The organism is Variovorax sp. GW821-FHT09D04 (genome assembly GCF_059416405.1).
The window spans coordinates 101,702-123,993 of the sequence record NZ_JBWKPA010000009.1 but is presented as its reverse complement, the minus strand read 5'-3'; the positions used below and the strand labels follow the sequence as shown (position 1 = coordinate 123,993).

General features: G+C 67.9%; 19 protein-coding genes and 1 pseudogene. 8 read left to right on the top strand and 12 right to left on the bottom strand.

What is annotated here, in order from left to right:
- Positions 1-23 precede the first annotated feature (23 nt).
- The 4 genes and pseudogenes from AC07O4_RS24535 to AC07O4_RS24520 all read right to left on the bottom strand — a co-directional run bounded on the left by AC07O4_RS24535 (position 24) and on the right by AC07O4_RS24520 (position 4,142).
- Positions 24-1,361 (bottom strand): sigma-70 family RNA polymerase sigma factor, encoded by a 1,338-nt coding sequence (locus tag AC07O4_RS24535; RefSeq protein WP_495305896.1) that lies wholly within the window; start codon positions 1,359-1,361, stop codon positions 24-26.
- A 130-nt stretch (positions 1,362-1,491) separates the two neighbouring features.
- A complete protein-coding gene (locus AC07O4_RS24530) occupies positions 1,492-2,217 on the bottom strand; it encodes a DsbA family protein (RefSeq protein ID WP_495305895.1) in 726 nt (241 codons plus the stop codon).
- Positions 2,211-3,104: pseudogene (locus AC07O4_RS24525) on the bottom strand (MBL fold metallo-hydrolase); the annotation flags it as partial. The pseudogene AC07O4_RS24525 and the gene AC07O4_RS24530, both read right to left, overlap by 7 nt.
- A 120-nt stretch (positions 3,105-3,224) precedes the next feature.
- Positions 3,225-4,142, bottom strand: a complete 918-nt coding sequence (locus tag AC07O4_RS24520; RefSeq protein ID WP_495305894.1) for a LysR family transcriptional regulator — start codon at positions 4,140-4,142, stop codon at positions 3,225-3,227.
- A gap of 104 nt (positions 4,143-4,246) precedes the next feature.
- Here AC07O4_RS24520 and AC07O4_RS24515 point away from each other — a divergent pair, with 104 nt between their 5' ends.
- Genes AC07O4_RS24515 through AC07O4_RS24505 form a run of 3 tightly spaced genes read left to right on the top strand, consistent with a single transcriptional unit; the run spans position 4,247 to position 7,428 of the window.
- Entirely contained in the window at positions 4,247-5,194 is a 948-nt protein-coding gene (locus AC07O4_RS24515; RefSeq protein WP_495305893.1) for a hydroxymethylglutaryl-CoA lyase, read from the top strand.
- Positions 5,191-6,390, top strand: a complete 1,200-nt coding sequence (locus AC07O4_RS24510; protein WP_495305892.1) for a CaiB/BaiF CoA transferase family protein — start codon at positions 5,191-5,193, stop codon at positions 6,388-6,390. The genes AC07O4_RS24515 and AC07O4_RS24510 overlap by 4 nt, the downstream gene beginning before the upstream one ends.
- Before the next feature lie 39 nt (positions 6,391-6,429).
- Positions 6,430-7,428: a Bug family tripartite tricarboxylate transporter substrate binding protein gene (locus tag AC07O4_RS24505; protein ID WP_095950667.1), complete on the top strand. Its 999-nt coding sequence runs from the start codon at positions 6,430-6,432 to the stop codon at positions 7,426-7,428.
- Positions 7,429-7,477: 49 nt separating this feature from the next.
- Here AC07O4_RS24505 and AC07O4_RS24500 read toward each other — a convergent pair whose 3' ends face one another.
- From AC07O4_RS24500 to dnaG, 4 genes are all read right to left on the bottom strand, one after another.
- Positions 7,478-8,605 carry an HPP family protein gene (locus AC07O4_RS24500; protein ID WP_495305891.1) on the bottom strand — a complete coding sequence of 376 codons (1,128 nt, stop codon included), beginning with the start codon at positions 8,603-8,605 and terminating at the stop codon, positions 7,478-7,480.
- A gap of 12 nt (positions 8,606-8,617) precedes the next feature.
- Positions 8,618-9,856 (bottom strand): multidrug effflux MFS transporter, encoded by a 1,239-nt coding sequence (locus tag AC07O4_RS24495; protein WP_062470580.1) that lies wholly within the window; start codon positions 9,854-9,856, stop codon positions 8,618-8,620.
- 104 nt (positions 9,857-9,960) lie between these two features.
- Positions 9,961-12,324: an RNA polymerase sigma factor RpoD gene (rpoD, locus tag AC07O4_RS24490; protein ID WP_493192884.1), complete on the bottom strand. Its 2,364-nt coding sequence runs from the start codon at positions 12,322-12,324 to the stop codon at positions 9,961-9,963.
- A 296-nt stretch (positions 12,325-12,620) separates the two neighbouring features.
- Positions 12,621-14,654, bottom strand: coding sequence for a DNA primase (gene dnaG, locus AC07O4_RS24485; RefSeq protein ID WP_495305890.1), 2,034 nt, complete (start codon positions 14,652-14,654; stop codon positions 12,621-12,623).
- Between the two features lie 74 nt (positions 14,655-14,728).
- Here dnaG and AC07O4_RS24480 point away from each other — a divergent pair, with 74 nt between their 5' ends.
- The gene (locus AC07O4_RS24480) at positions 14,729-15,676 is read left to right on the top strand and encodes a YihY/virulence factor BrkB family protein (RefSeq protein WP_495305889.1); all 948 of its coding nucleotides are present in this window, start codon (positions 14,729-14,731) and stop codon (positions 15,674-15,676) included.
- On the opposite strand, the gene AC07O4_RS24475 is transcribed toward AC07O4_RS24480, so the two are convergent.
- Both AC07O4_RS24475 and AC07O4_RS24470 read right to left on the bottom strand, forming a co-directional pair.
- Positions 15,624-16,382: a 3-hydroxyacyl-CoA dehydrogenase gene (locus tag AC07O4_RS24475; protein ID WP_495305888.1), complete on the bottom strand. Its 759-nt coding sequence runs from the start codon at positions 16,380-16,382 to the stop codon at positions 15,624-15,626. The two genes, AC07O4_RS24480 and AC07O4_RS24475, sit on opposite strands and share 53 nt — an antisense overlap.
- Positions 16,383-16,513: 131 nt before the next feature.
- Positions 16,514-17,065: a phasin family protein gene (locus tag AC07O4_RS24470; RefSeq protein ID WP_492732543.1), complete on the bottom strand. Its 552-nt coding sequence runs from the start codon at positions 17,063-17,065 to the stop codon at positions 16,514-16,516.
- 184 nt (positions 17,066-17,249) lie between these two features.
- Here AC07O4_RS24470 and AC07O4_RS24465 point away from each other — a divergent pair, with 184 nt between their 5' ends.
- Together AC07O4_RS24465 and AC07O4_RS24460 are read left to right on the top strand one after the other, a co-directional pair.
- Positions 17,250-18,176: a histone deacetylase family protein gene (locus AC07O4_RS24465; protein WP_495305887.1), complete on the top strand. Its 927-nt coding sequence runs from the start codon at positions 17,250-17,252 to the stop codon at positions 18,174-18,176.
- Positions 18,173-18,634, top strand: a complete 462-nt coding sequence (locus tag AC07O4_RS24460; protein ID WP_095744612.1) for an acyl-CoA thioesterase — start codon at positions 18,173-18,175, stop codon at positions 18,632-18,634. The genes AC07O4_RS24465 and AC07O4_RS24460 overlap by 4 nt, the downstream gene beginning before the upstream one ends.
- 57 nt (positions 18,635-18,691) lie before the next feature.
- Here AC07O4_RS24460 and AC07O4_RS24455 read toward each other — a convergent pair whose 3' ends face one another.
- Positions 18,692-19,102: a hypothetical protein gene (locus tag AC07O4_RS24455; RefSeq protein ID WP_095744613.1), complete on the bottom strand. Its 411-nt coding sequence runs from the start codon at positions 19,100-19,102 to the stop codon at positions 18,692-18,694.
- A 67-nt stretch (positions 19,103-19,169) separates the two neighbouring features.
- The gene (locus tag AC07O4_RS24450) at positions 19,170-19,403 is read right to left on the bottom strand and encodes a CsbD family protein (RefSeq protein ID WP_095950977.1); all 234 of its coding nucleotides are present in this window, start codon (positions 19,401-19,403) and stop codon (positions 19,170-19,172) included.
- 185 nt (positions 19,404-19,588) lie between these two features.
- Here AC07O4_RS24450 and pncB point away from each other — a divergent pair, with 185 nt between their 5' ends.
- Both pncB and AC07O4_RS24440 read left to right on the top strand, forming a co-directional pair.
- Entirely contained in the window at positions 19,589-20,809 is a 1,221-nt protein-coding gene (gene pncB / locus AC07O4_RS24445; protein ID WP_070059637.1) for a nicotinate phosphoribosyltransferase, read from the top strand.
- A gap of 36 nt (positions 20,810-20,845) precedes the next feature.
- Complete coding sequence (locus AC07O4_RS24440; protein ID WP_159277575.1) at positions 20,846-22,258, top strand: sodium:proton antiporter; 1,413 nt, start codon at positions 20,846-20,848, stop codon at positions 22,256-22,258.
- Positions 22,259-22,292: the final 34 nt, after the last annotated feature.

Sequence of the window (22,292 nt, the reverse complement as noted above, 5' to 3'; positions counted from 1 at the left end):
AGGCCAGCAGGCGGATGCCGGCGTCAGGAGATCGGGCGGCGTTCGATGACCAGGGCACGCTCCGCCCTGTCGTCTTCGCGCACCCGCACCGGCAGGCTGTTGGGCAGCAGGCGCAGCCAGGTGCCCGCCTCGGCAATGCGCACGCGCCCGAACACCGGGAGTTGCGCGGCCTCGGGCGCCACGCGCAGGGGGCGCGGGCTGTAGCGCGCCAGGCGCTCCACCACCTCGCCGAGCGGCTGGTGATGAAAGTCGAGCCAGCCGTCGCGCCACGGGGCCACGGCGCTGTTCACGGCGTTCGCGGCCGGTTGGGCCGCAGACAGCTGATGCGCCGTGTCGATGAAGGCGCGGTCGCCCGCGCCGAGCACGCGCGCGTCGCCGCTCGCGCTGCGCACCCGCACCTGGCCCGATTCCACCGCGACGCGCACGCCGCCGTCCTGCAGCGCGACCTCGAAGCGCGTGCCCAGCACCGTGATCTCGTGGCCCAGCGCGCTGACGATGAAGGGGCGCGCCTCGTCGCGCGCCACGTCGAAGAACGCGCTGCCGGCCAGCAGCCGCACGGTGCGGCGCGCGGCGAAGTACTGGACCTCGGCGCGGCTCGCGGCGTCGAGCGTGAGGCGGCTGCCGTCGGGCAGCGCCTGCGCCTGGATGCGTCCGATGGCGGTCGCCAGGGTGGCGCTGTAGCCGGGCATCCACTGGCGCCAGGCCTGCCAGAGCGCGGCGCTGCCGACGCTGAGGCCGCCCACGCCGAGCAGGGCCGACAGCGCGCGGCGCCGCCCGGTGCGCGCCGGCGCCACGTCGCCGCGCCAGCGGTGCAGCGCGGCCTCGACGCTGTCGAGCGCCCGCATCACCTCGCGCTCCACGGTCTTGATCGACACGCCGTGGCGGCGCGCCAGTTCGGCATGGCAGGCGCCGTCGAGCCGGTCGGCCAGGAAGATGTCGCGGCTGCGCGGCGGCAGGGCCCGCAACGCGGCATCCACCGCGTCGAGTGCCTGCCGGTGGGCGACGCCATCGGCCACGTCCCGTGTGCTGTGGTGGTCGTGTCCCGTCGTCAGCCCGGTGTCGAGGTCGACGGGGGCGGGGCTGAAGCGCTCCGCGCTGCGCTGGCGGCGGCGCAGGTGGTCGATGGCGAGGTTCTCTGCCACGGTGTAGACGTAGGCGCGCACGGCGGCCTCGGGCGGGGCGGGGTCGGCGGTGGTGTCGTCCCGCGCTTGCGCACGCTCGGCCAGCCGGACCCACGTGTCGTGCGCCAGTTCCCGCGCCTCGTGCGGGCTGCCGGTGCGGCGCGCGATGAAGCGCACCAGTTCCTGGTAGCTGTCCTGGAAGGCTTTCAGCAGCGGGCTGGAGGAGAGTTGGGCGGACATGGGCTGGGGTGTGGCGCGCGAATCGCAGGAGAATTATTGTCGAGAATAGTTCTCATTTGATGGCGGCATACCCGAATCGGCCCCGTTCTGTGGCGAACGGGGCCATCGCCGGCCCAGACCGGCGATGCGGCTAGATTGCGCAGCCGTCAGGGCCGCAGGCTTCCGGCGCAGCTGCAGAAGGCGCCGGTGCGACGAAGGTGGCGAGCTGCGCCTTCCAGTCGTCGGCACGCCCCAGCCACGGCCCGATGTCGATGCGGCCGGCGCTGCCGTCGGCCTGCGCCAGCACGAAGGTCGGAAAGCCCTGGCCGCCCGCGCGCTGCAGCAAGTCGCGGCTCGCGGCGATGTGCTGTGCGGTCGCGTCACCCGTGTGCTGCTCGAAGGCCGCAGCGAAGTCTTCGGCGTCGAAGCCGAGCTCGACCGCCAGTTCGGCGAGCACGCCGGCCTCCGCGATGCGCCGGCCCTCGACATAGTGGGCCTGCTGCACCCGGTGCGCCATGTCCAGCCCGCCGCCCGCGCGCAGCGATTCGGCCGCGAGGATGGCGGTGATTGGCGGTTCGGAGTCCATCACCGCGGCGGTGTCGCGCAGCAGGCCTTCGAAGTAGGCCTCGCCGAAGGGCTGGCCCGTGAGTTCGGCGATGCGACGGTCGTGCGGGATCACGTAGTCGCGCCACTGCGGCGTGATGGGGCGGCGGTTGGCGCCGGTCATCATGCCGCCGGCGTGGAGTTCGACGCGCAGGCCCGGCACGGTGCGCGCGGCCTCGACCAGCGGCGCGGCGGCGTAGCACCAGCCGCACAGCGGATCGAAGATGCAGTGCAGGGTGGCGGTATCGCCGTTGTTGTCGGTTATTGCGGCCACTTCATTTCTCCCTTGATGACCTTGGCGCCCAATTCGAGCGACGAGGCGTCCTCGAGCTTCGGGTAGCGCTGCTTCATGGCGGCGATCAGCGCGGCCGAGTCCTTGGCCTTCGTTGCTTCGGTTTCGAAGGCCTTCAGGTAGTCGCGCGTGAACTTCACCGACGCCACGGTGTAGGGTGCCGAGCCGTCGGCGTTCGGCAGGTAGTGGCCGGGCACCACGGTCTTGGGATGCAGCGCGGCGATGCGGTCGAGGGTCTTGAGCCAGTCGCGGCGCGATTGCACCGTCTGCGTGTCGGCCACCCAGACGTGGATGTTGGCCGACACCGGAATGCCGCCGACCACCGCCTTCAGCGAGGGAATCCACGCGAACGTGCGCGCGGGCGAGGGGCCGTCCAGGCCGACGACCTGGATCTTCTTGCCTTCGAGCACGAGGCTGTCGCCGGCCAGCGGCTCGGGCACCACCAGCGCCTGGGGCGCGTTGTCCTTGAGGATCGGGCCCCAGTGCGCGAGCTTGCCGTCCTTCGATGCCTGGATGGCGGCGACGGTCTGCGGCGTGGCGACGATCTTGGCGTCGGGGAAGGCGGCGCGGATCACGTCCAGGCCGAAGTAGTAGTCGGGGTCGCTGTGGCTGATGTAGACCGTGGTCAGCTTCTTGCCGCTGTCCTTAATCTTCTGCACCAGCGCCTGCGCGTCGTTGCGCTGGAACTGAGCGTCGACCAGCACGGCGTCGGTGGCGCCGGCAACCAGCACCGACGACACAGGGAACATCGACTTCGTGCCGGGGTTGTAGACGTCGATCTTGAGCGGCTGGGCAGCCTGGGCGGCGAGCGGCGCGAGGGCGAATGCGGCGGACAGGGCGGCGGCGGCAACGAGGGTTCTGCGGAACATGGCGGTGTCTTTCGATCGGTTGAGTTGAGGGTGACAGCGTGAACAGACCGAATGTTAGGTTGCGCGAAACGAAACAAAAACCACCGCCAGCACAATGGATCGTTTCGGTTATCGGACGAATCAGGCGGCTTCCGCGCGGTCCGTGGCGCACCGCTCGAGGTGCGCGACCAGCAGCTGCGCCGAGGGCGACAGCGCCGCCTCGCTGCGAAAGCAGATCGCGAAGCGCCGGCGCGCCCAGTCGTCCGTGAGCGGCATCAGCCGCAGTCCGAAGGCCTCGGTGAAGGGCCGGGCGACCTCTGCCGGCACCACGCTGATGGCCAGCCCGGCGCGCACCACGCGCAGCGCCGCATCGAAGTTGGACACCAGCACGCGGTACACGAGCGGCTTGCCGGCCACGGCCGCCTCGCGCGCGAGCATCAGCTGCACGGCGCTGAGCGCGGGCATGCCGACGAATTCGTGGTCGAGCACCTGCTCGAAGCGCACCGCGTCGTGGCGGGCCACGGGGTGCGACGGGTGGGCCACGATGGCCAGGTGGTCCGAGCGGTAGTCGCGCCGCTCCAGCCCGTCGAGGTCGGCCGCGTCCCAGCACAGCCCGATGGACGCGATGCCCTCGCGGATGCCGCGCACGATCTCGGGGCTCACGCGTTCTTCCATGTCGACGCGGATGTTGCGGTGCGCCGGGTCTTGCAGGAAGCCCGCCACGTCCTCGGCGAGCGATTCGGCCATGACCGACGCGGACGCCAGGATGCGCACATGCCCGCGCGCGCCGCCCGCGTAGGCGGCCATGTCGCGCTCGATGCGGGTGGCGCTGCCGAGCATGGCGCGTGCGTGTTCGAGCAGCGTTTCGCCGGCCGGCGTGGGCACCACGCCGCGGCGCTTGCGCAGCAGCAGCGGCGTGCCGACCGTGTCTTCGAGCTGCGCGAGGCGCTTGCTGATCGCCGAGCCGACGATGTTCGCTTGCTCGCCCGCGCGCGCGATGCTGCGGCTCTCGCAGACGGCGACAAACAGGCGCAGGGTGGTCAGGTCGAGGTCTCTCATGAAGTTCCAGTTTGGAAGCCGATGGCTTCCAAAATATACCTTCACGACTGAATCGGAACTTCTACGATCGGCGTCATTCAGTTCCTCACGACGGAGACACCCTCTTGATTCACGCCTTCCTGCCGCCGTGCGCGGTCGTCCGCGAAGTGGGCCTGCGCGACGGCCTGCAAAGCATTGCCCGCGTGCTGCCCACCGCACGCAAGCTCGAATGGATCCGCGACGCGCACGCGGCCGGCCAGCGCGAGATCGAGGTCGGCTCGTTCGTGCCGGCGCACCTGCTGCCGCAGCTGGCCGACACGGCCGAGCTGCTGGCTTTTGCGAAGACGCTGCCGGGGCTTTTCGCCTCGGTGCTGGTGCCCAACCTGAAGGGCGCCGAGCGCGCCATCGCGGGCGAGGCCGACCTGATGATGGTGCCGCTGTCGGCCAGCCACGCGCACAGCCTGGCCAACCTGCGCAAGACGCCCGACGAGGTGGTGGCCGAGGTCGGCCGCATCCGCGCGGCGCGCGACGCGACGGGCTCGAAGACGCTGATCGACGGCGGCGTGGGCACGGCCTTCGGTTGCACGCTGCAGGGCCATGTCGACCCCGACGAGGTGCTGCGCCTGATGCAGGCGCTGCTCGACGCCGGCGCCGACCGCGTGAGCCTGGCCGACACGGTGGGCTACGCCGATCCGGCCATGGTGCGCAGCCTGTTCGAGCGCGCATTGCGCATCGCGGGCGACCGCCTGTGGTGCGGGCATTTCCACGACACGCGCGGGCTGGGCCTGGCCAATGTCTACGCCGCGCTGGAGGTCGGCATCACGCGCTTCGACGCCTGCCTGGCCGGCATCGGCGGCTGTCCGCATGCACCGGGCGCGAGCGGCAACGTCGACACCGAGGACCTGGTCTTCATGCTCGAGAGCATGGGCGTGGCGACGGGTGTCGACCTGCCGAAGCTGCTCGACTTGAGACAGCGCGTGGCCGGCTGGCTCGACGGCGAGACGCTGCAGGGCACGGTGTGGCGCGCGGGCTTTCCGAAGACCTTTGCACCGGCGGAAGGCGTCGCGGCATGAGCACGGAAGAAAAACGCCTGCCGCTCGCGGGCATCCGCGTGGTCGAGTTCACGCACATGGTCATGGGGCCGACCTGCGGCATGGTGCTGGCCGACCTGGGCGCCGAGGTCATCAAGGTCGAGCCCATCGACGGCGATCGCACGCGGCACCTGCTGGGCGCGGGTGCGGGCTTCTTCCCGATGTTCAACCGCAACAAGAAGAGCATCGCGCTCGACCTGCGCCATCCGCAGGGGCTCGAGGCCGCGTTGCGCCTGTGCGCCACGGCCGACGTGGTGGCGCAGAACTTCCGGCCCGGCACGATGGACAAGTACGGCCTGGGCTATGCCGCGCTGGGCAAGCTCAATCCGCGCCTCGTGTACGTGAACCACACGGGTTTCCTGCCCGGCCCGTACGAGCATCGCACCGCGCTCGACGAGGTGGTGCAGATGATGGGCGGCCTGGCCTACATGACGGGGCGCCCCGGCGATCCGCTGCGCGCGGGAACGAGCGTGAACGACATCATGGGCGGCATGTTCGGCGCCATCGGCGCCATCGCCGCGCTGATGCAGCGCGCCGACACCGGCCGGGGGCAGGAGGTGCAGTCGGCGCTGTTCGAGAACAACGTGTTCCTGGTCGGCCAGCACATGCTGCAGTACGCCATCACGGGGCAGGCGGCCGCGCCGATGCCCGAACGCATCTCGGCCTGGGCGCTGTACGACGTGTTCACCGTGAAGGACGGCGAGCAGATCTTCCTGGCGGCCGTGAGCGACGCGCAGTGGAAGACCTTCTGCGATGCGCTGGGCTTCGACGACCTGAAGGCCGACGCCACGCTGCAGACCAACAACGACCGCGTGCGCCTGCGCCCGACCTTGCTGGCCGCGTTGCGCACGCGTCTGGCCGACCGTTCGGCCGCCGAGCTGTCGGCGATCTTCGAGGCGCGGGGCTTGCCGTTCGCACCGATCACGCGGCCCGAAGACCTGTATGCCGATCCGCACCTGCAGGCCACCGGCGGCCTCGCCGACATCCGCCTGCCCGACGGCGAGCGGGCCGGCGAGATGGCGCAGACCACGCTGTTCCCGATCACGCTCGGCGGCGAGCGGCTGGGCGTGCGCCTGCATCCGCCGACGCTGGGCGAGCACACGCGCGCGCTGCTGGCCGAGCTGGGCTACGCGCACGAACAGGTCGAGGCGCTGCATGCCGAAGCGGCCGTGGCCTGATCCTTCAAGCACCGACAAAGACAAAGAGAGACAAGACCCATGAGCCCGATTCCGTTTTCCTCTTCTTCATTCAACCGCCGTGCGTTGCTCGGCCTGGGGGCGTCGGCGGTCGTGCTGTCGGCCGCCCGCCCGGTGTTCGCGCAGGGCGGCGACAAGCCCGTGCGCTTCATCCTGCCGATCAGCGCGGGCTCGGGAGTGGACGCCATTGCGCGCGCCGCCTCGGTCGCGCTCGGCAAGGCGCTGGGCCAGCCGGTGGTGATCGAGAACCTGCCGGGCGCCGGCGGCATCACCGGCACCTCGGCCGTGATCAAGGCGCCGCCCGACGGGTTCACGCTCGGCATGGTGTCGAACAACCACGTGATCAACCCGAGCGTGTTCAAGAAGATGCCCTTCGACGCCATCGCCGACATCACGCCCATCAGCGTGGTCGGCGCCACGCCGCTGGTGCTGGCCGTGAACCCGAAGCTGCCGGCGAAGAACGTGAAGGAGCTGGTGGCGCTGCTGCGCGCAAAACCCGAGGGCTACAACTACGCCTCGTCGGGCAACGGCACGATCATCCACCTCGCGGGCGAGATGTTCATGGACGAGGCCGGCGTGAAGGCGCGGCACATTCCGTACAAGGGCACCGGGCCGATGGTGACCGACATGATCGCGGGGCAGGTCGAGATGGGCGTGGTCGCGTTGCCGGCGGTGCAGCCGCATCTGAAGAGCGGCGCACTGCGCGCCATCGGCCTGTGCGGCCCGGCGCGCTCACCGGCCGCGCCCGAGATTGCGACGATCGCGGAGCAGGGGCTGCCGAACTACGCGGTCGAAGGCTGGTTCGCGGTGATCGGCCCGCCGAAGATGCAGCCGGCCGACGTGAAGCGCGTGCACGAGGCCATCGTGGCCGCCTTTGCCGCGCCCGAGGTGCGCGAGGCGATGGACAAGCAGGGCAACATCGTCAAGCCCACGTCGCCAGAGCAGGCCGCGAGCTACTTCCGCAGCGAGGCCGCGCGCTATGCGGCGCTGGTGAAGAAGGCGAACGTGGTGCTGGAATGAAGGTCTTGCGCCTTCCCCTTCGCGAGAAGGGGAAGGCAACGTGCGGGCCCTACGCCGGACTCACCGCGCGGTACAGCGCCCGCACGAAATCCGACTGCGTGATCATCCCCGTCAGCCGCTTCTCTTCATCGATGATCGGAATGTGGTGGTGGCCGCCTTCGGAGAACAGCGGCACCAGCTCGACCACCGGCCGGTCGGCGCTGGCCACGCGCACCTGGCGCGTCATGATCTGGCCGACCACCTCGGGCTTGTTCGACATCACCGTGCGCGTGGCGCGGATCAGGTCGCGCAGCCGGCCGGCGATGCCGTCGTGGTGCTGCAGGTCGAGCTGGCGGAAGAAGTCGGCCTGCGTGACGATGCCGACCACGCGGCGCGTGCGATCGATGACGGGCAGTGCCTTGATGCGGTGCTGGTGCATCAGCGTCCAGGCCTCCTGCAGCGGCGTGCCGAACTCCACCGAGATCGGCGTGCGCGACATGATGTCGGCGCAGTGCAGCGTGCCCAGGCGGCGCTTGTACGACTCGAGCTCGGTCTGCTGGATCAGCGACTCGAGGTCGTCGCGGCTGATGTCGAGCACCTGGTTGTAGCGCGCCAGCACGGCGTCGATGTCGGCCTGGCTGAAGCGCGCGTCGGGCGAGGGCGGGCGCGCCACCTGCACGTGCGGATAGCGCCGCCCCGTGAGCGTGTTGTAGGCCACGCCAGCCAGCACCAGCAGCAGCGAGTTCACGAGCACCGGGAACAGCGCCGCCGAGAAATCGGTGGTGTGCGTGAGCACCGCCAGCAGCGCCGCCGCGCCGCCGGGCGGGTGCAGGCAGCGCGTGAAGAACATCAGGCCGATGGCCAGCGCCACGGCCACGGCGGCAGCCACGGCGGTGTCGGGAATCCAGCTGGCGCAGGCGATGCCCACCAGCGTCGACAGCGTGTTGCCGCCGATCACCGACCAGGGCTGCGCCAGCGGACTGGCGGGCACGGCAAACACCAGCACGGCGGTGGCGCCCATCGGCGCGACCAGCCACACCGCATGCTCCAGCGGCACGGACAGCCAGCGGCACAGCAGGCCGGTGATCAGCAGCCCGATGCCTGCGCCGCCCACGGCGCGCAGGCGCTCGCGCGCGTTGACGTTGGAAGGGCCCGGGAGCCAGGCGCGCAGATAAGTCCACAGTGCGGCGAATCGCATCCCCCGTCCCCTTCAGGCTTCTTCGTGTGCCACCCGACGCCCGATGTCGGGCCAACGGTGGTGCAGCCAGACCCAGGCGACCAGCCCGATCGTGAGCATCAGCGCGGAGGTGAGGGCCAGTGCCAGCGTGGAGTGCATCACCAGCGGCGCCACCGCGCCGGCCACGACGCCGTTGGCGGTGGAGCCGATCACGGCCTGCAGCGACGAGGCCATGCCGCGGCGCTCGGGGTGCAGGTCGAGCACCAGCAGCGTGACCACCGGCACCATCAGCGCCCAGCCGAAGGCGAACACCGCCAGCGGCCACACGGCCCAGGCCACGTGCGCCTGAAAGAAGATGTTGGCCACCACGTTGACCACCGAGGTGACCATCATGATCAGGAAGCCGTCACGGATCTGCCGCTTGGGCGCCACCTTGCCGGCCATGCGGCCGCTGGCGCGCGCGCCGAGCATGATGCCGCCGATGGTCAGCAGGAAGAACCAGAAGAACTGCTGCGGCTGCAGCGCCAGGTGGTCGCCCAGGAACGCGGGCGCGGCCAGCACGTAGAGGAACATGCCGTTGAAGGGCACGCCGCTCGCGAAGGCCAGCAAGAGAAAGCGCGGGTCGGAGCACAGGTCGCGGTAGCCGCGCATCAGGTGGCGCACCTGGAAGGGCTGGCGGTGGTCCTTGTGCAGCGTCTCGGGCAGCAACTTGTAGTTGGCGACGAACAGCACCACGCCCACGGCCACGAGGAACCAGAAGATCGAGTGCCAGCCCGCGTGCACGAACAGGAAGCCGCCCACGATGGGCGCGATGGCCGGCGCGACGCCGAAGTAGATCGTGACCTGGCTCATCACCCGCTGCGCTTCGGCCGGCGGGAACATGTCGCGGATGACGGCGCGCGACACCACGATGCCGGCGCCGGTCGACAGGCCCTGCAGGCCACGGAACAGCACCAGCTGCGTGATGTTCTGCGACAGCGCGCAGCCCAGCGAGGCCAGCGTGAACACCGCCAGCCCCCACAGCACCACGGGCCGGCGGCCGAAGCTGTCCGACAGCGCGCCGTGGAACAGGTTCATGAAGGCAAAGCCGAACAGGTAGGCCGACAGCGTCTGCTGCATCTCGGCCGGCGTGGCGCCGATCGATTTCGCGATGCCCGAGAAAGCCGGGATGTAGGTGTCGATGGAGAAGGGCCCGAGCATGCCCAGCACGGCGAGCAGCACGGCAAGCGCCCAGCGCGGGGCCTGCCAGAGTTTGTCTGCGTCGGGATTCATGGAAAGGCGGCTCCGTTGTACTTGTAGTGTGTCGGTGGAAAAACGAGAACGCCCGCCGCCCGGGTGAGGGGCAAGGCGGGCGCTTGGGCTTCAGCGAACCTGGATTACAGGGTGTCGATGAAGCTGCGCAGCTTGTCGGAACGCGACGGGTGCTTCAGCTTGCGCAGTGCCTTGGCTTCGATCTGGCGGATGCGCTCGCGGGTCACGTCGAACTGCTTGCCGACTTCTTCCAGCGTGTGGTCCGTGCTCATCTCGATGCCGAAGCGCATGCGCAGCACCTTGGCTTCGCGCGGCGTGAGGGAGTCGAGGATGTCCTTGACCACGTCGCGCAGGCCGGCTTGCATCGCGGCCTCGATGGGGGCCGTGTTGCTGCTGTCCTCGATGAAGTCGCCCAGGTGCGAATCGTCGTCGTCGCCGATGGGGGTTTCCATCGAGATCGGCTCCTTCGCGATCTTCATGATCTTGCGGATCTTGTCTTCCGGGATCTCCATCTTGGCGGCCAGGATGCCGGCGTCGGGCTCGAAGCCGAACTCCTGCAAGTGCTGGCGCGAGATGCGGTTCATCTTGTTGATCGTCTCGATCATGTGCACCGGGATGCGGATGGTGCGCGCCTGGTCGGCGATCGAGCGCGTGATCGCCTGGCGGATCCACCACGTCGCGTAGGTCGAGAATTTGTAGCCGCGACGGTATTCGAACTTGTCGACCGCCTTCATCAGGCCGATGTTGCCTTCCTGGATCAGATCCAGGAACTGCAGGCCGCGGTTGGTGTACTTCTTGGCGATGGAGATCACGAGGCGCAGGTTGGCCTCGATCATTTCCTTCTTGGCATCGCGCGAGGACGATTCGCCCTCGTTCATGCGCTTGTTGATGTCCTTGAGCTCGGTCAGCGGCACCACCACGCGCGACTGGATGTCGGTGAGCTTCTGCTGCAGTTCCTGCACCGGCGGGATGTTGCGCGCGAGCACGGCGCTCCAGGGCTTGCCGGCCGCGGCCTGCTTCTCGACCCACTTGAGGTTCAGCAGGTTGGAGGCGATGCGGTTGCCGTTCTTGTCGAAGCCGCTGAAGTCGCGGATGAACTCGTCCTGCGGGAAGCCGCACTTGTCCACGATGATGCGGCGCAGTTCGCGTTCCTTCTTGCGCACGTCGTCCACCTGCGTGCGCACCAGGTCGCACAGCTTCTCGATGGTCTTGGCCGTGAAGCGGATGGTCATCAGCTCGTCGGACACGGCCTGCTGGGCCTTGGTGTACGCGGGCGTGCCGTAGCCTTCCTTCTCGTAGATCTTGTGGATCTTCTCGAACATCTCGGCGATGCGGTCGAAGCGCGAGAGGGCTTCGTTCTTGAGTTCTTCGAGCTTCTTGGTCAGGGCCTTGGAGCCGCCCTTGCCGTCGTCGTCGTCTTCTTCGTCGAATTCGTCGAAGTCTTCTTCGGCCACGTAGTCGTCGGCCTCGTTGGGGTTCGAGAAGCCGTCCACGATGGTCGAGATGACGACCTTGCCTTCACGGATGGTCGCGGCCATTTCGAGGATCGCGGCGATGGTGGCGGGGGAGGCCGAAATGGCTTCCATCATGGCCATCAGGCCGCCTTCGATGCGCTTGGCGATTTCGATTTCGCCTTCGCGCGTCAGCAGCTCGACCGTGCCCATTTCGCGCATGTACATGCGGACCGGGTCGGTGGTGCGGCCGAATTCGCTGTCCACCGTGGAGAGAGCGGCTTCGGCTTCTTCCTCGGCTTCTTCCACCGTGGTGGCGGTGGGCGCGGTGTTGTTCAGCAGCAGGGTTTCGGCGTCGGGCGTCTGCTCGTACACCGCCACGCCCATGTCGTTGAGCATGGTGACCACGACTTCCATGGTCTCGGCGTCGACCAGCTTGTCGGGCAGGTGGTCGGAGATTTCGCCGTGCGTGAGGTAGCCGCGGGTCTTGCCCAGCGTGATCAGGGTCTTCAGGCGCGAGCGGCGCTTGGCCAGGTCTTCTTCGGAGAGCACGGTCTCGTCGAGGCCGAACTCCTTCATCAAGGCGCGTTCCTTCGCCTTGCTGATCTTCATGCGCAGCGGCTTGACCTTCTCTTCGGTGGTCGCGACGGCCGCGGGCTCGTCACCGGCCAGGTCTTCCTCGATGTCCGACAGGTCGATGTCGCTCTCGCCGGCTTCCTTGGCGGCCTTGGGCTTGCGCCCGCGCTTGGCGCCGGTGGCGGGCGCAGCGGCAGCGCCGGCGGCCTTGGGCGGACGGCCAACTTTCTTGGCAGCGGGGGCAGCCGTGGCAGTGGCCGCGGCTTTTTTGGGATCGTCGAGAGAGGTCGATTTCGTGGGCACGGTTTTCACTTTCGTTGCGGCTGCCGTTTTGGACGCGGCGGCAGCCGTCTTGGTTGCCGGTTTGGCACCGGCTTTCAGCGGTTTCTCTGCTGCGGGCTTGGTGGCGACGCTCTTGGCGCTTTTGGCAAGTGAAGGAGCAGGCTTCTTTGAACTGGGCATACGACCTCGTTACGACAAGAAAAGACAAGCGGGATCACAGGCGCGCTGCCACGCGGACAGCACCACCATGCCCGTGCACAGGCACGGACAAAACAATTGGGAAACGAGGAATTAATTCCTCACCAGGCAAGATGTCGGGCGAACATTTGGTGTGCAGTCCTTGCGGTTATTGACCCTTTCCGCCGGAATTTACCGTTGGAGTGCGTTGCGCTAGGGGTCGGCCCGGAGGTGCTGCTGTCGCTCTTGCCTAATTTCGCCAGTTGCGAAGCCCTACATTATAGCCTGTTGCGCAAATTTCAAGCAGTATCTGTCCCCGACGCGCGAATGCGGCCTCGCAATTCGAGCCGGCGGGCTTCCAGCGCCTTGTAGCGTTCCAGGGCTTTCGGGTCTTTTCCAACCGAAGCGATGGCCTCGCTCTGCTGGGCCTTGAGCCGGTCGTCGAGCATGAAGTCGAGCACGCTCCCCAGCTCCTTGGCGGCCTCGGCCAGGTGCTGTTCTTCCTCGCCCTCGGGCACCGGCCCGGCCTCGGAAACGCTCATGAGGCGCTCGGCCAGCGGCGCGAAATCGAGCCCGCGCAGGCCTTCGCGCAGCGCCGCCCAGGGTTGCACGCCGTGCTCGTGCAGCTGGCTGTCCAGCCAGGTGAAGAGGGCGCCGTGCTCGCCCGGCAGGTCGCACAGCATCACGTGCAGCTCGTGCGACAGCGCCTCCCACTGCGCCATGTTCGACAGCACCAGCCGCACCGCCACGTCGGGCCGGCTCGGCGGCTTGCCGCGTCCGCGCAGCGGCTCGATGGGCTCCTCGAACTTGCCGCCCCAGCGCTTGCCCTTGGTGAACTTGCGCGGCTGGAACTTGGGTTTGCTCTCGTTTTCGTAGCGCGGCGGCTCGTAGTCCTGCGTCGGCGGCAGGTCGGGGTAGTAGTCGCCCGGGTCGTTGCCGTAGCTGTCGGGTTCGCTGTGGCGCTGCGGCGCCTGGGATGGCTGGCTGCTGCCGCCACTCTTGCGCGGACCGGGCGCGGCGGTGGCCCACAGGTCGGACAGCGCCGCGGCGTCGAGCTGGACCAGCGTGGCGATCTCGCTGAGCAGCTGTCGCTTGAGCGCGCCGTCGGGCATCGCGCTCCAGAGCGGGCGCACATTGCTCGTCATGTGGGCGCGGCCCTCGGCGGAGCTCAGGTCGCAGCCTTCGCGCGCGGCTTCGAGCATGAAGCGCGACAGCGGCGTGGCCTCGGCCACGAAGCCCGCGAAGGCCTCGGCGCCGTGCGCGCGGATGTAGCTGTCGGGGTCGTGCTCGGCCGGCAGGAACAGGAACTTGATGCTGCGCGTGTCGGTGGCGTAGGGCAGGGCGCCGTCGAGCGCCTTGCGCGCGGCGCGGCGTCCGGCGGCGTCGCCGTCGAAGCTGAACACCACCGATTCGGTGAAGCGGAAGAGCTTTTGCACATGCTCGGTGGTGCAGGCGGTGCCCAACGTGGCCACCGCGTTCGGAAAACCGAGCTGGGCCAGCGCCACCACGTCCATGTAGCCTTCGGTGACGAGCGCGTAGCCGCGGTCGCGGAAGGCGGCGCGGGCTTCGTACAGGCCGTAGAGTTCGCGGCCCTTGCTGAAGACGGGCGTCTCGGGCGAGTTCAGGTACTTGGGCTTTTCGTCGCCGAGCACGCGCCCGCCGAAGCCGATGCACTCGCCCTTGACGTTGCGGATCGGGAACATCACGCGGTCGCGGAAGCGGTCGTAGCGCTTGGCCTCCTCGTCGCTGAGCTTGCCTTCCTCGTTGTTGACGATCACCAGCCCGCTCTCGGCGAGCAGCGGATCGTCGTAGTCGGGAAACACGCTGGCCAGCGCGCGCCAGCCGGCCGGCGCATAGCCGATGCCGAACTGCTTGGCGATCTCGCCCGACACGCCGCGGCCCTTGAGGTAGTCGATGGCGCCGGGCGCCTGGCGCAGCGCCTTGCGGTAGGCGTCGCCGGCTTTCTCGAGCACGTCGGTCAGCGTGGCCTGCTTCTGGCGCTGGCTGGCGGCGCGGGCGCGTTCGGCGGGCGAGACGTCGTCCTCGGGCACGACCAGGCCGTACTGGCCGGCCAGGTCGTGCACGGCCTCGACGAAGCCCATGCCCGCATGTTCCATGAGGAAGCCGATGGCGTTGCCGTGCACGCCGCAACCGAAGCAGTGATAGAACTGCTTGGTCGGGCTGACCGAGAACGAGGGCGACTTCTCGCCGTGGAAGGGGCACAGCCCCATGAAATTGGCGCCGGCCTTCTTGAGCTGGACGTAGCGGCCGACGATTTCGACCACATCGGCGCGCGCGATGAGTTCCTGGATGAATGAAGCGGGGATGGTCATGGCTGCGGGGAGCGGCAAATCATACGCAAGCGCACGGGCGGCATACTGAACCCCGCCGCAAATCCACATCACGCATGAAGACGCCACTGCCTTTGCAACACGCCGCGCCGCTGCTGCGCCATCCGCTGCGCTTCGTCTGGGGCGCGCTCAAGGACTTCCGAGCCAACCAGGGGTTGCTGCTGGCGGGGGCCGTCGCCTACTACGCGCTGCTGTCCATCGTGCCGCTGCTGATCGTGAGCGTGATGGCGCTGTCGCACGTGATCGACCAGGCCGAGCTGCTGCGCACCATCGGGCGCTACCTCGAATGGCTGCTGCCGGGGCAGTCGAAAGCGATCGTGGCCGAGCTGTCGAGCTTCCTGGACCACCGCTCCGTGCTCGGGCCGGTGCTGCTGGTGACGATGATTTTCTTCAGCTCGCTGGCGTTCAGCGTGCTCGAAAGCGCGATGGCGGTGATCTTTCACCACCGCAAGGACGATCACAAGCGCCACTTTCTCGTGTCGGTGGCGATGCCGTACCTCTACATCCTGAGCCTGTGCGCGGGGCTGCTGCTGGTCACGCTGGTGTCGGGGGCGCTGCAGCTGGTGGGGCAGGAAAGCGTCGACCTGCTGGGGCGCAGCTGGTCGCTGTCGGGCATTTCGGGCCTGCTGCTGTACCTGCTGGGGCTGGGCGGCGAGATCTTCATGCTGACCTCGCTCTACCTCGTGATGCCGGCCGGGCGCATGTCGCTGCGGCATGCGCTGCTGGGCGGCGTGACCGCTGCGCTCTTGTGGGAGGCCACGCGGCGCGTGCTGATCTGGTATTTCTCGACGCTGTCGCAGGTGAACATCGTCTACGGCTCGCTCACCACGGCGATCGTGGTGCTGCTGAGCCTGGAAATCGCCGCCATGCTGGTGCTGCTCGGGGCTCAGGTGATCGCGAACTACGAGCGCCTGGACCGCACCGGCAGCACGAAGCTGCCGGCGTCCGAGCTCAGCGAGGGGCCAATCGAATCGCTCCGTCCAGACGAATCACCTCGCCGTTGAGCATGTCGTTCTCGATGATGTGCTTGGCCAGCTTGGCGTAGTCCTCGGGCGTGCCCAGGCGCGACGGGAAGGGCACGCTGGCGGCCAGCGCCTCCTGCACTTCCTGGGGCATGCCGAACAGCATGGGCGTGCCGAAGATGCCGGGGGCGATGGTCATGTTGCGGATGCCGCTGCGCGCGAGGTCGCGGGCGATGGGCAGGGTCATGCCGACCACGCCGCCCTTCGAGGCGCTGTAGGCGGCCTGGCCGATCTGGCCGTCGTAGGCCGCGACCGAGGCGGTCGAGATCAGCACGCCGCGTTCGCCGGTGGCCTCGGGCTCGTTCTTGCCCATGGCGTCGGCCGCCAGGCGGATCATGTTGAAGCTGCCGATCAGGTTGACCGTGACGGTCTTGCTGAACACGGCCAGCGCGTGCGGGCCGTTCTTGCCCACGGTCTTCTCGGCCGGCGCGATGCCGGCGCAGTTGACCAGGCCCATCAGCTTGCCGAGCTTGACGGCGGCAGCCACCACGGCTTGGCCGTCGGCTTCCTGGCTCACGTCGCACTTGACGAACACGCCACCGATCTCGCGGGCGACGGCTTCGCCCTTGTCAGCCTGCATGTCGGCGATCACCACCTTGGCGCCGTTGGCGGCCAGCATGCGCGCCGTGCCTTCGCCGAGGCCCGAAGCGCCACCGGTCACGATAAAAACTTTGCCGTCGATCTGCATTGAGAGTCTCCTGAAATGAGACCCGCATTATCGAAGACGGCCGCCGGACGAAAAAAAAAGGCCTCGTCGTGAGACGAGGCCCTGAATTGGATCCGTGAGGACCCAAGGAGACAACTGGTGGTGGTCGGTGCTTAGCGCTTGCGCGAAGCGGTGGCCGTCTTGGCAGCGGCGACGGCTTGGGTCGACACGGCGTTGAAGTTGGCTTCGGCGACGTCCGACGCTTGCTTGACGGCCTTCTGGACCGATTCGAAAGCGTTGTTGGCGGCGGCCACGGCGCTCTTGAGCACGGCGACGGCGGTTTCCGAACCGGCGGGGGCGTTCTTCGAAGCGCTGTCGACGAGGCCGACGAAGGCTTGCTGGGCTTCAGCGGCCTTGGCTTCGAAAGCCTTCGAGAATTCGGCGCTGGTGCCTTGGGCGATGTCGTACAGGTGACGGCTGTAGGCAGCGGTCTTTTCGGCCAGGGGCTGGAACAGGCTGGCTTGCAGCGTCAGCAGCTCTTGGGCGTCCTTGACGTTCAGGGCAGCTTGAGCGGTGCTCTGAGCTTCGGTCAGGGCGGCCTTGGAAGCGGTCACGTTCAGTTCGACCAGCTTTTCAACGCCTTCGAAGGCCTTGGTGGTCAGGCCGAACAGGGTTTCGAGGTTGGCTTTTTGGGCGGCGAGGATTTGGTCAGCGGTCAGGGCCATTTGAGATCTCCAGAAAGGATGATGGGGTGGTCGATTCACGTTGCGCTGCGCCTCGTCGTCTATGTTGCGGTGCAGCATGGCCTCAAGTATAGGCAGCTGAACGCGGCGATCAAGTGGTTTTTGCTGCTCTGCAGCAATTTAGAAGCGGCCTTCTAAATCCGGCCTGCGCGGCCAGAATGCGGCCATGCGTGCTTTCTATTCCGGGCAGTTCGTCCTGCCCCTGCCGCCGGGCCATCGTTTTCCCATGTCGCGCTACGCGATGCTGCGCGATCGCCTGCAGGAGCAGCTGCCGGCCGTCGAGATGGACGCGGCCCCGCGCGCCACCGACGACGAGCTGGCGCTGGCCCACACCCCCGAATGGATCGCCGCCGTCAGCGAAGGCCGCGTGAGCCCGCAGGCCATGCGCGAGATCGGCTTTCCCTGGAGCGAGGCGATGGTCGAGCGCTCGCGCCGCTCCACCGGCGCTACCATCGCGGCCTGCCGCGCGGCCTTCGCGGGCGGCGTGTCGGCCAACATGGCGGGCGGCACGCACCACGCCTATGCAGACAAGGGCAGCGGCTTCTGCGTCTTCAACGACGCGGCGGTGGCCGCGCGGCTGATGCAGGTCGAGCAGGCCCGCGCCGGCCGGCTGCTCAGGGTGGCCATGATCGACCTCGACGTGCACCAGGGCAACGGCACCGCCCGCATCTTCCAGGGCGACCCGAGCGTGTTCACGCTGTCGGTGCACGGCCAGAAGAACTTTCCGTTCCGCAAGGAGGCGAGCGACCTCGACGTGGAGCTGCCCGACGGCTGCGGCGACACCGACTACCTGGCGGCGCTGGAGCACGCGCTCGACGAGCTCGACCGCCGCTTCTCGCCCGGCCTCGTGATCTACCTGGCCGGCGCCGACCCCTTCGAGCGCGACCGGCTGGGCCGCCTCAAGCTGAGCTTCGACGGGCTGGAGGCGCGCGACCGCCGCGTGTTCGACTGGACCTGGCAGCGGCGCATCCCCACGGCCTTCGCGATGGCCGGCGGCTACGCCAGCGACATCGCCGAGACGGTGCAGGTGCAGCTGGGCACCTTCCGGGTGGCGCTGGACTACTGGCGCCGCTGGCAAAATGCCGCGCGATGAGCGCCCCCACCACACCCGCACAAACCCCCAAGCCCACGCCCCACACCCGCAGCGCCTACCGGGCGTTTCGCAGCATCCCGACGCGCTGGGCCGACAACGACATGTACGGCCACGTCAACAACGTCGTCTACTACAGCTGGTTCGACACCGCGGTGAACGCGCTGCTCATCGAGCGCGGCGCGCTCGACATCCATGGCGGCCAGACCATCGGCTTCGTGGTCGAGACGCAGTGCAACTACTTCGCGCCGGTGGCCTTCCCGCAGACGGTGGAGGCGGGCATCCGCGTGGCGCAGGCGGGCCGATCGAGCGTGCGCTACGAGATCGCGCTGTTCGCCGAGGGTTCCGACACCGCCGCGGCGCAGGGGCACTTCGTGCATGTGTACGTCGACCGCGCGACGCAGCGGCCGGTGCCATTGCCCGAGGCGCTGCAGCAGGTGGTCGATTCGTTGCGCGCCTGAGCGCCCATGAAAAACGGCGCCCGCAGGCGCCGTCCGTGAGAGGGGCCGCAGCCCCGCTTACATCGTCTTCTTCATGGCCTTGATGTCGGCCTTGCCCTGGGCTTCATCAGCCTTGGCCTGCTTCACGCAAGCGTCCTTGGCCGCGCCATTCTGGTCGTCGCACTTTTCCTTCGCGACTTCATAGGTGGCCTTCACCTTTTCTTCGGCCACCTTGCGGGCATGGCTGTCGCTCGGCTGGTACTGCTGCTCCAGCTCGGCCTTGGCCACTTCTTCCTTGCCCTTGGCTTCCTTCTGGCAGACGTCCTTGGCGTTGTCCTTCATCGTGTCGCACTGGGCCTTGGCGACCTTGTAGTCGGCCTCGACCTTTTCCTTGGCGACCTTGTACTCGTCCTTGGTCATCGCACCGGCCTGGCCGGCGACGAAGAAGGAGGAGGCGAGGGCGAGCATGACGAGGTGTTGTTTTTTCATGGTGTGTGTCCTTTGCGGTGAATGACAGGGAAAGAGAAGAAAAGGGCGCAGGGTGCCTGCTTCTTTCTCAGTTCTTCTCGAACCAGAGTGCGTCCGGCGAGCGGCCGTCGCGAGATTCCCAGTCCTTGACCTGCTTCTCGGCCTCGTCGCGGCTGATGCCGTGGCGTTCCTGGATGCGGCCCAGCAACTGGTCGCGCTTGCCGGCGATGACGTCGAAGTCGTCGTCGGTCAGCTTGCCCCACTGCTCCTTGATCTTGCCCTTGAGCTGCTTCCAGTTGCCTTCGATGGTGTCCTTGTTCATGCGAATCTCCTTGAGAAAGAGTGATGACCCGGCGGAACATGCCGCCGCCGTGAAACCAATGTCGCGTGGGTGATTCCCCCTGCCGGTAGGACGTGCAGGCCGGCCCTCGTAGGCACAGGCCGACGCTGGCCGTGATAATGGAACGGACGCCGACGACAGAGACCCGAGACACCGCGCACCGCACCATGATCATTCACAGCCTGCTCGACACCGACCTCTACAAGTTCACGATGATGCAGGTGGTCCTGCACCACTTTCCGGGGGCGCGGGTCGAGTACCGCTTCAAGTGCCGCAACCCGGGCGTCAACCTCGCGCAGTTCGCGGGACAGATCCGCGACGAGATTCGCAGCCTGTGCTCGCTGCAGTTTCGTGACGCCGAGCTCGCCTACCTGCGCTCGATGCGCTTCATCAAGAGCGACTTCGTCGACTTCCTGGGCCTGTTCAGGCTCAACGAGAAGTACATCAACGTCATCCCCCAGCCCTCGGGCGAGCTCGAGATCCGCATCAAGGGGCCGTGGCTGCACACCATCCTGTTCGAGATCCCGGTGCTGGCCATCGTGAACGAGGTCTACTTTCGCAACACGCAGAAGAACCCCGACTTCGAGGAAGGCCGCCGCCGCCTCGACCTCAAGATCAGCCAGCTGCAGGAAGCCGGCCTGGGCGACCTGAAGATCGCCGACTACGGCACGCGCCGCCGCTTCTCGAAAGACTGGCACGAGGAAGTGCTGCGCACCCTGACCCAGCGGCTCGGCGCCGTGGCCTCGCCGCCGGCCAAGTCGCCCGCGGGCGAACGGCTGCCGCAGCTGGCGGGCACCAGCAACGTGCTGTACGCCATGAAGCTGGGGCTCATTCCGCTGGGCACCATGGCGCACGAGTACCTGCAGGCCTGCCAGGCGCTGGGCCCGCGCCTGCGCGACAGCCAGATCTTCGGCTTCGAGAGCTGGGCCCGCGAATACCGCGGCGACCTGGGCATCGCGCTGTCCGACGTGTACGGCATGAGCGCCTTCCTGCGCGACTTCGACCTGTACTTCTGCAAGCTCTTCGACGGCGCCCGCCACGACAGCGGCGACCCGTTCCAGTGGGGCGAGCGCATGCTGGCGCACTACCACGCGAACCGGGTCGATCCGCTCACCAAGACGCTGATCTTCAGCGACGGCCTCACGGTGCCGCGCACCATCGAGCTGTACCAGCAGTTCCGCGGGCGCTGCCTGCTGGCCTTCGGCATCGGCACCAACCTCACCAACGACCTGGGCTACGAGCCGCTGCAGATCGTCATCAAGATGATCCAGTGCAACGACCAGCCGGTGGCCAAGCTGTCGGACACGCCGTCCAAGAACATGTGCGAGGACGAGAAGTACCTGGCCTACCTGCGCCAGGTGTTCGAGATCGAACAACCCCCCGTTTGAAGGCTGTACTGACCTGTCTGGTACGGTACAGCCCCCATGAAGAAAACGATCCGACTGACGGCAGCCGCGGCGCTGCCGATGCTCTTTCCCGCCCTGGCCTTCGCCGCCGATTTCGACGGTGCCGCGCTCTCGCCGTTGTGGGGCGTGCCGTTCGCCGGCATCCTGCTGTCCATCGCGCTGCTGCCGCTGGCCACGCCCTCGTTCTGGCACCACCACTACGGCAAGATTTCCGCCGCCTGGGCGCTGGCCTTCCTGCTGCCTTTTGCCGCGACCTACGGCGCGGGGCTGGCGGGCGTGCAGCTCGTGCATGCGCTGGTGGCCGAGTACATCCCGTTCATCATCCTGCTCACGGCGCTCTTCACCGTGGCCGGGGGCATCCACATCCGCGGCAACCTGCACGGCACGCCCGGGCTCAACACGGCGATCCTGGCCATCGGCGCGGTGCTCGCGAGCTTCATGGGGACGACGGGCGCCTCGATGCTGCTGATCCGGCCGCTGATCCGGGCCAACGACAACCGGCAGCGCAAGGTGCACGTGATCGTGTTCTTCATCTTCATCGTGTCGAACGCGGGCGGCTCGCTCACGCCGCTGGGCGACCCGCCGCTGTTCCTCGGCTTCCTCAAGGGCGTGGGCTTCTTCTGGACCGCGCAGCACATCCTGCCCGAGACGATCTTCATCCTGGCCGTGCTGCTGGCGCTGTTCTATGCCATCGACCGCCACTTCTACCGCAAGGACGGCGTGCTGCCCGTCGACCCGACGCCCGACACCCCGCGCCTGGGCTTCGACGGCGCGGCCAACTTCTGGCTCTTGGGCGGCATCGTCGCGCTGGTGCTGCTGAGCGGCTTCTGGAAATCGCCCGTGGTGTTCGACGTGTTCGGCACCGAGGTCGGCCTGCCGGGCCTGGTGCGCGACGTAGGACTGGCGCTGATCGCCATCGTCTCGTACAAGCTCACGGCGCCCAAGGTGCACGCCGACAACCAGTTCGAGTGGGGCCCGATGGCCGAGGTGGCCAAGCTCTTCGCCGGCATCTTCCTGACCATCATCCCGGTGATCGCCATGCTCAAGGCCGGCACGCAGGGCCCGTTCGGCGCCATCGTCGCGGCCGTGACGCGCGCCGACGGCCAGCCCGACCCGGCCATGTACTTCTGGGCCACCGGCATCCTGAGCTCGTTCCTGGACAACGCGCCGACCTACCTCGTGTTCTTCAACACGGCGGGCGGCGACCCGGCGGCGCTCATGACCACGTATGCCAGCACGCTGGCCGCCATCTCGGCCGGCGCCGTGTTCATGGGCGCCAACACCTACATCGGCAACGCGCCGAACCTGATGGTCAAGGCCATCGCCGAAAGCCGCGGCGTGCGCATGCCCAGCTTCTTCGGCTACATGGCGTGGTCGGGGGCGATCCTGGTCCCGCTGTTCGTCCTGTGCACCTTCATCTTCTTCCGTTGATCCTTCCAGCCCTTCAAAGAAAGAGACACGTTCC

What these genes read in the sequence shown, in the direction of transcription:
- AC07O4_RS24535 (WP_495305896.1), bottom strand. Translation starts at nt 1,361, where the DNA reads ATGTCCGCCCAACTCTCCTCCAGCCCGCTGCTGAAAGCCTTCCAGGAC.
- AC07O4_RS24520 (WP_495305894.1), bottom strand. Translation starts at nt 4,142, where the DNA reads ATGAGAGACCTCGACCTGACCACCCTGCGCCTGTTTGTCGCCGTCTGC.
- AC07O4_RS24510 (WP_495305892.1), top strand. Translation starts at nt 5,191, where the DNA reads ATGAGCACGGAAGAAAAACGCCTGCCGCTCGCGGGCATCCGCGTGGTC.
- AC07O4_RS24505 (WP_095950667.1), top strand. Translation starts at nt 6,430, where the DNA reads ATGAGCCCGATTCCGTTTTCCTCTTCTTCATTCAACCGCCGTGCGTTG.
- AC07O4_RS24500 (WP_495305891.1), bottom strand. Translation starts at nt 8,605, where the DNA reads ATGCGATTCGCCGCACTGTGGACTTATCTGCGCGCCTGGCTCCCGGGC.
- AC07O4_RS24495 (WP_062470580.1), bottom strand. Translation starts at nt 9,856, where the DNA reads ATGAATCCCGACGCAGACAAACTCTGGCAGGCCCCGCGCTGGGCGCTT.
- rpoD (WP_493192884.1), bottom strand. Translation starts at nt 12,324, where the DNA reads ATGCCCAGTTCAAAGAAGCCTGCTCCTTCACTTGCCAAAAGCGCCAAG.
- dnaG (WP_495305890.1), bottom strand. Translation starts at nt 14,654, where the DNA reads ATGACCATCCCCGCTTCATTCATCCAGGAACTCATCGCGCGCGCCGAT.
- AC07O4_RS24480 (WP_495305889.1), top strand. Translation starts at nt 14,729, where the DNA reads ATGAAGACGCCACTGCCTTTGCAACACGCCGCGCCGCTGCTGCGCCAT.
- AC07O4_RS24475 (WP_495305888.1), bottom strand. Translation starts at nt 16,382, where the DNA reads ATGCAGATCGACGGCAAAGTTTTTATCGTGACCGGTGGCGCTTCGGGC.
- AC07O4_RS24470 (WP_492732543.1), bottom strand. Translation starts at nt 17,065, where the DNA reads ATGGCCCTGACCGCTGACCAAATCCTCGCCGCCCAAAAAGCCAACCTC.
- AC07O4_RS24465 (WP_495305887.1), top strand. Translation starts at nt 17,250, where the DNA reads ATGCGTGCTTTCTATTCCGGGCAGTTCGTCCTGCCCCTGCCGCCGGGC.
- AC07O4_RS24460 (WP_095744612.1), top strand. Translation starts at nt 18,173, where the DNA reads ATGAGCGCCCCCACCACACCCGCACAAACCCCCAAGCCCACGCCCCAC.
- AC07O4_RS24455 (WP_095744613.1), bottom strand. Translation starts at nt 19,102, where the DNA reads ATGAAAAAACAACACCTCGTCATGCTCGCCCTCGCCTCCTCCTTCTTC.
- AC07O4_RS24450 (WP_095950977.1), bottom strand. Translation starts at nt 19,403, where the DNA reads ATGAACAAGGACACCATCGAAGGCAACTGGAAGCAGCTCAAGGGCAAG.
- pncB (WP_070059637.1), top strand. Translation starts at nt 19,589, where the DNA reads ATGATCATTCACAGCCTGCTCGACACCGACCTCTACAAGTTCACGATG.
- AC07O4_RS24440 (WP_159277575.1), top strand. Translation starts at nt 20,846, where the DNA reads ATGAAGAAAACGATCCGACTGACGGCAGCCGCGGCGCTGCCGATGCTC.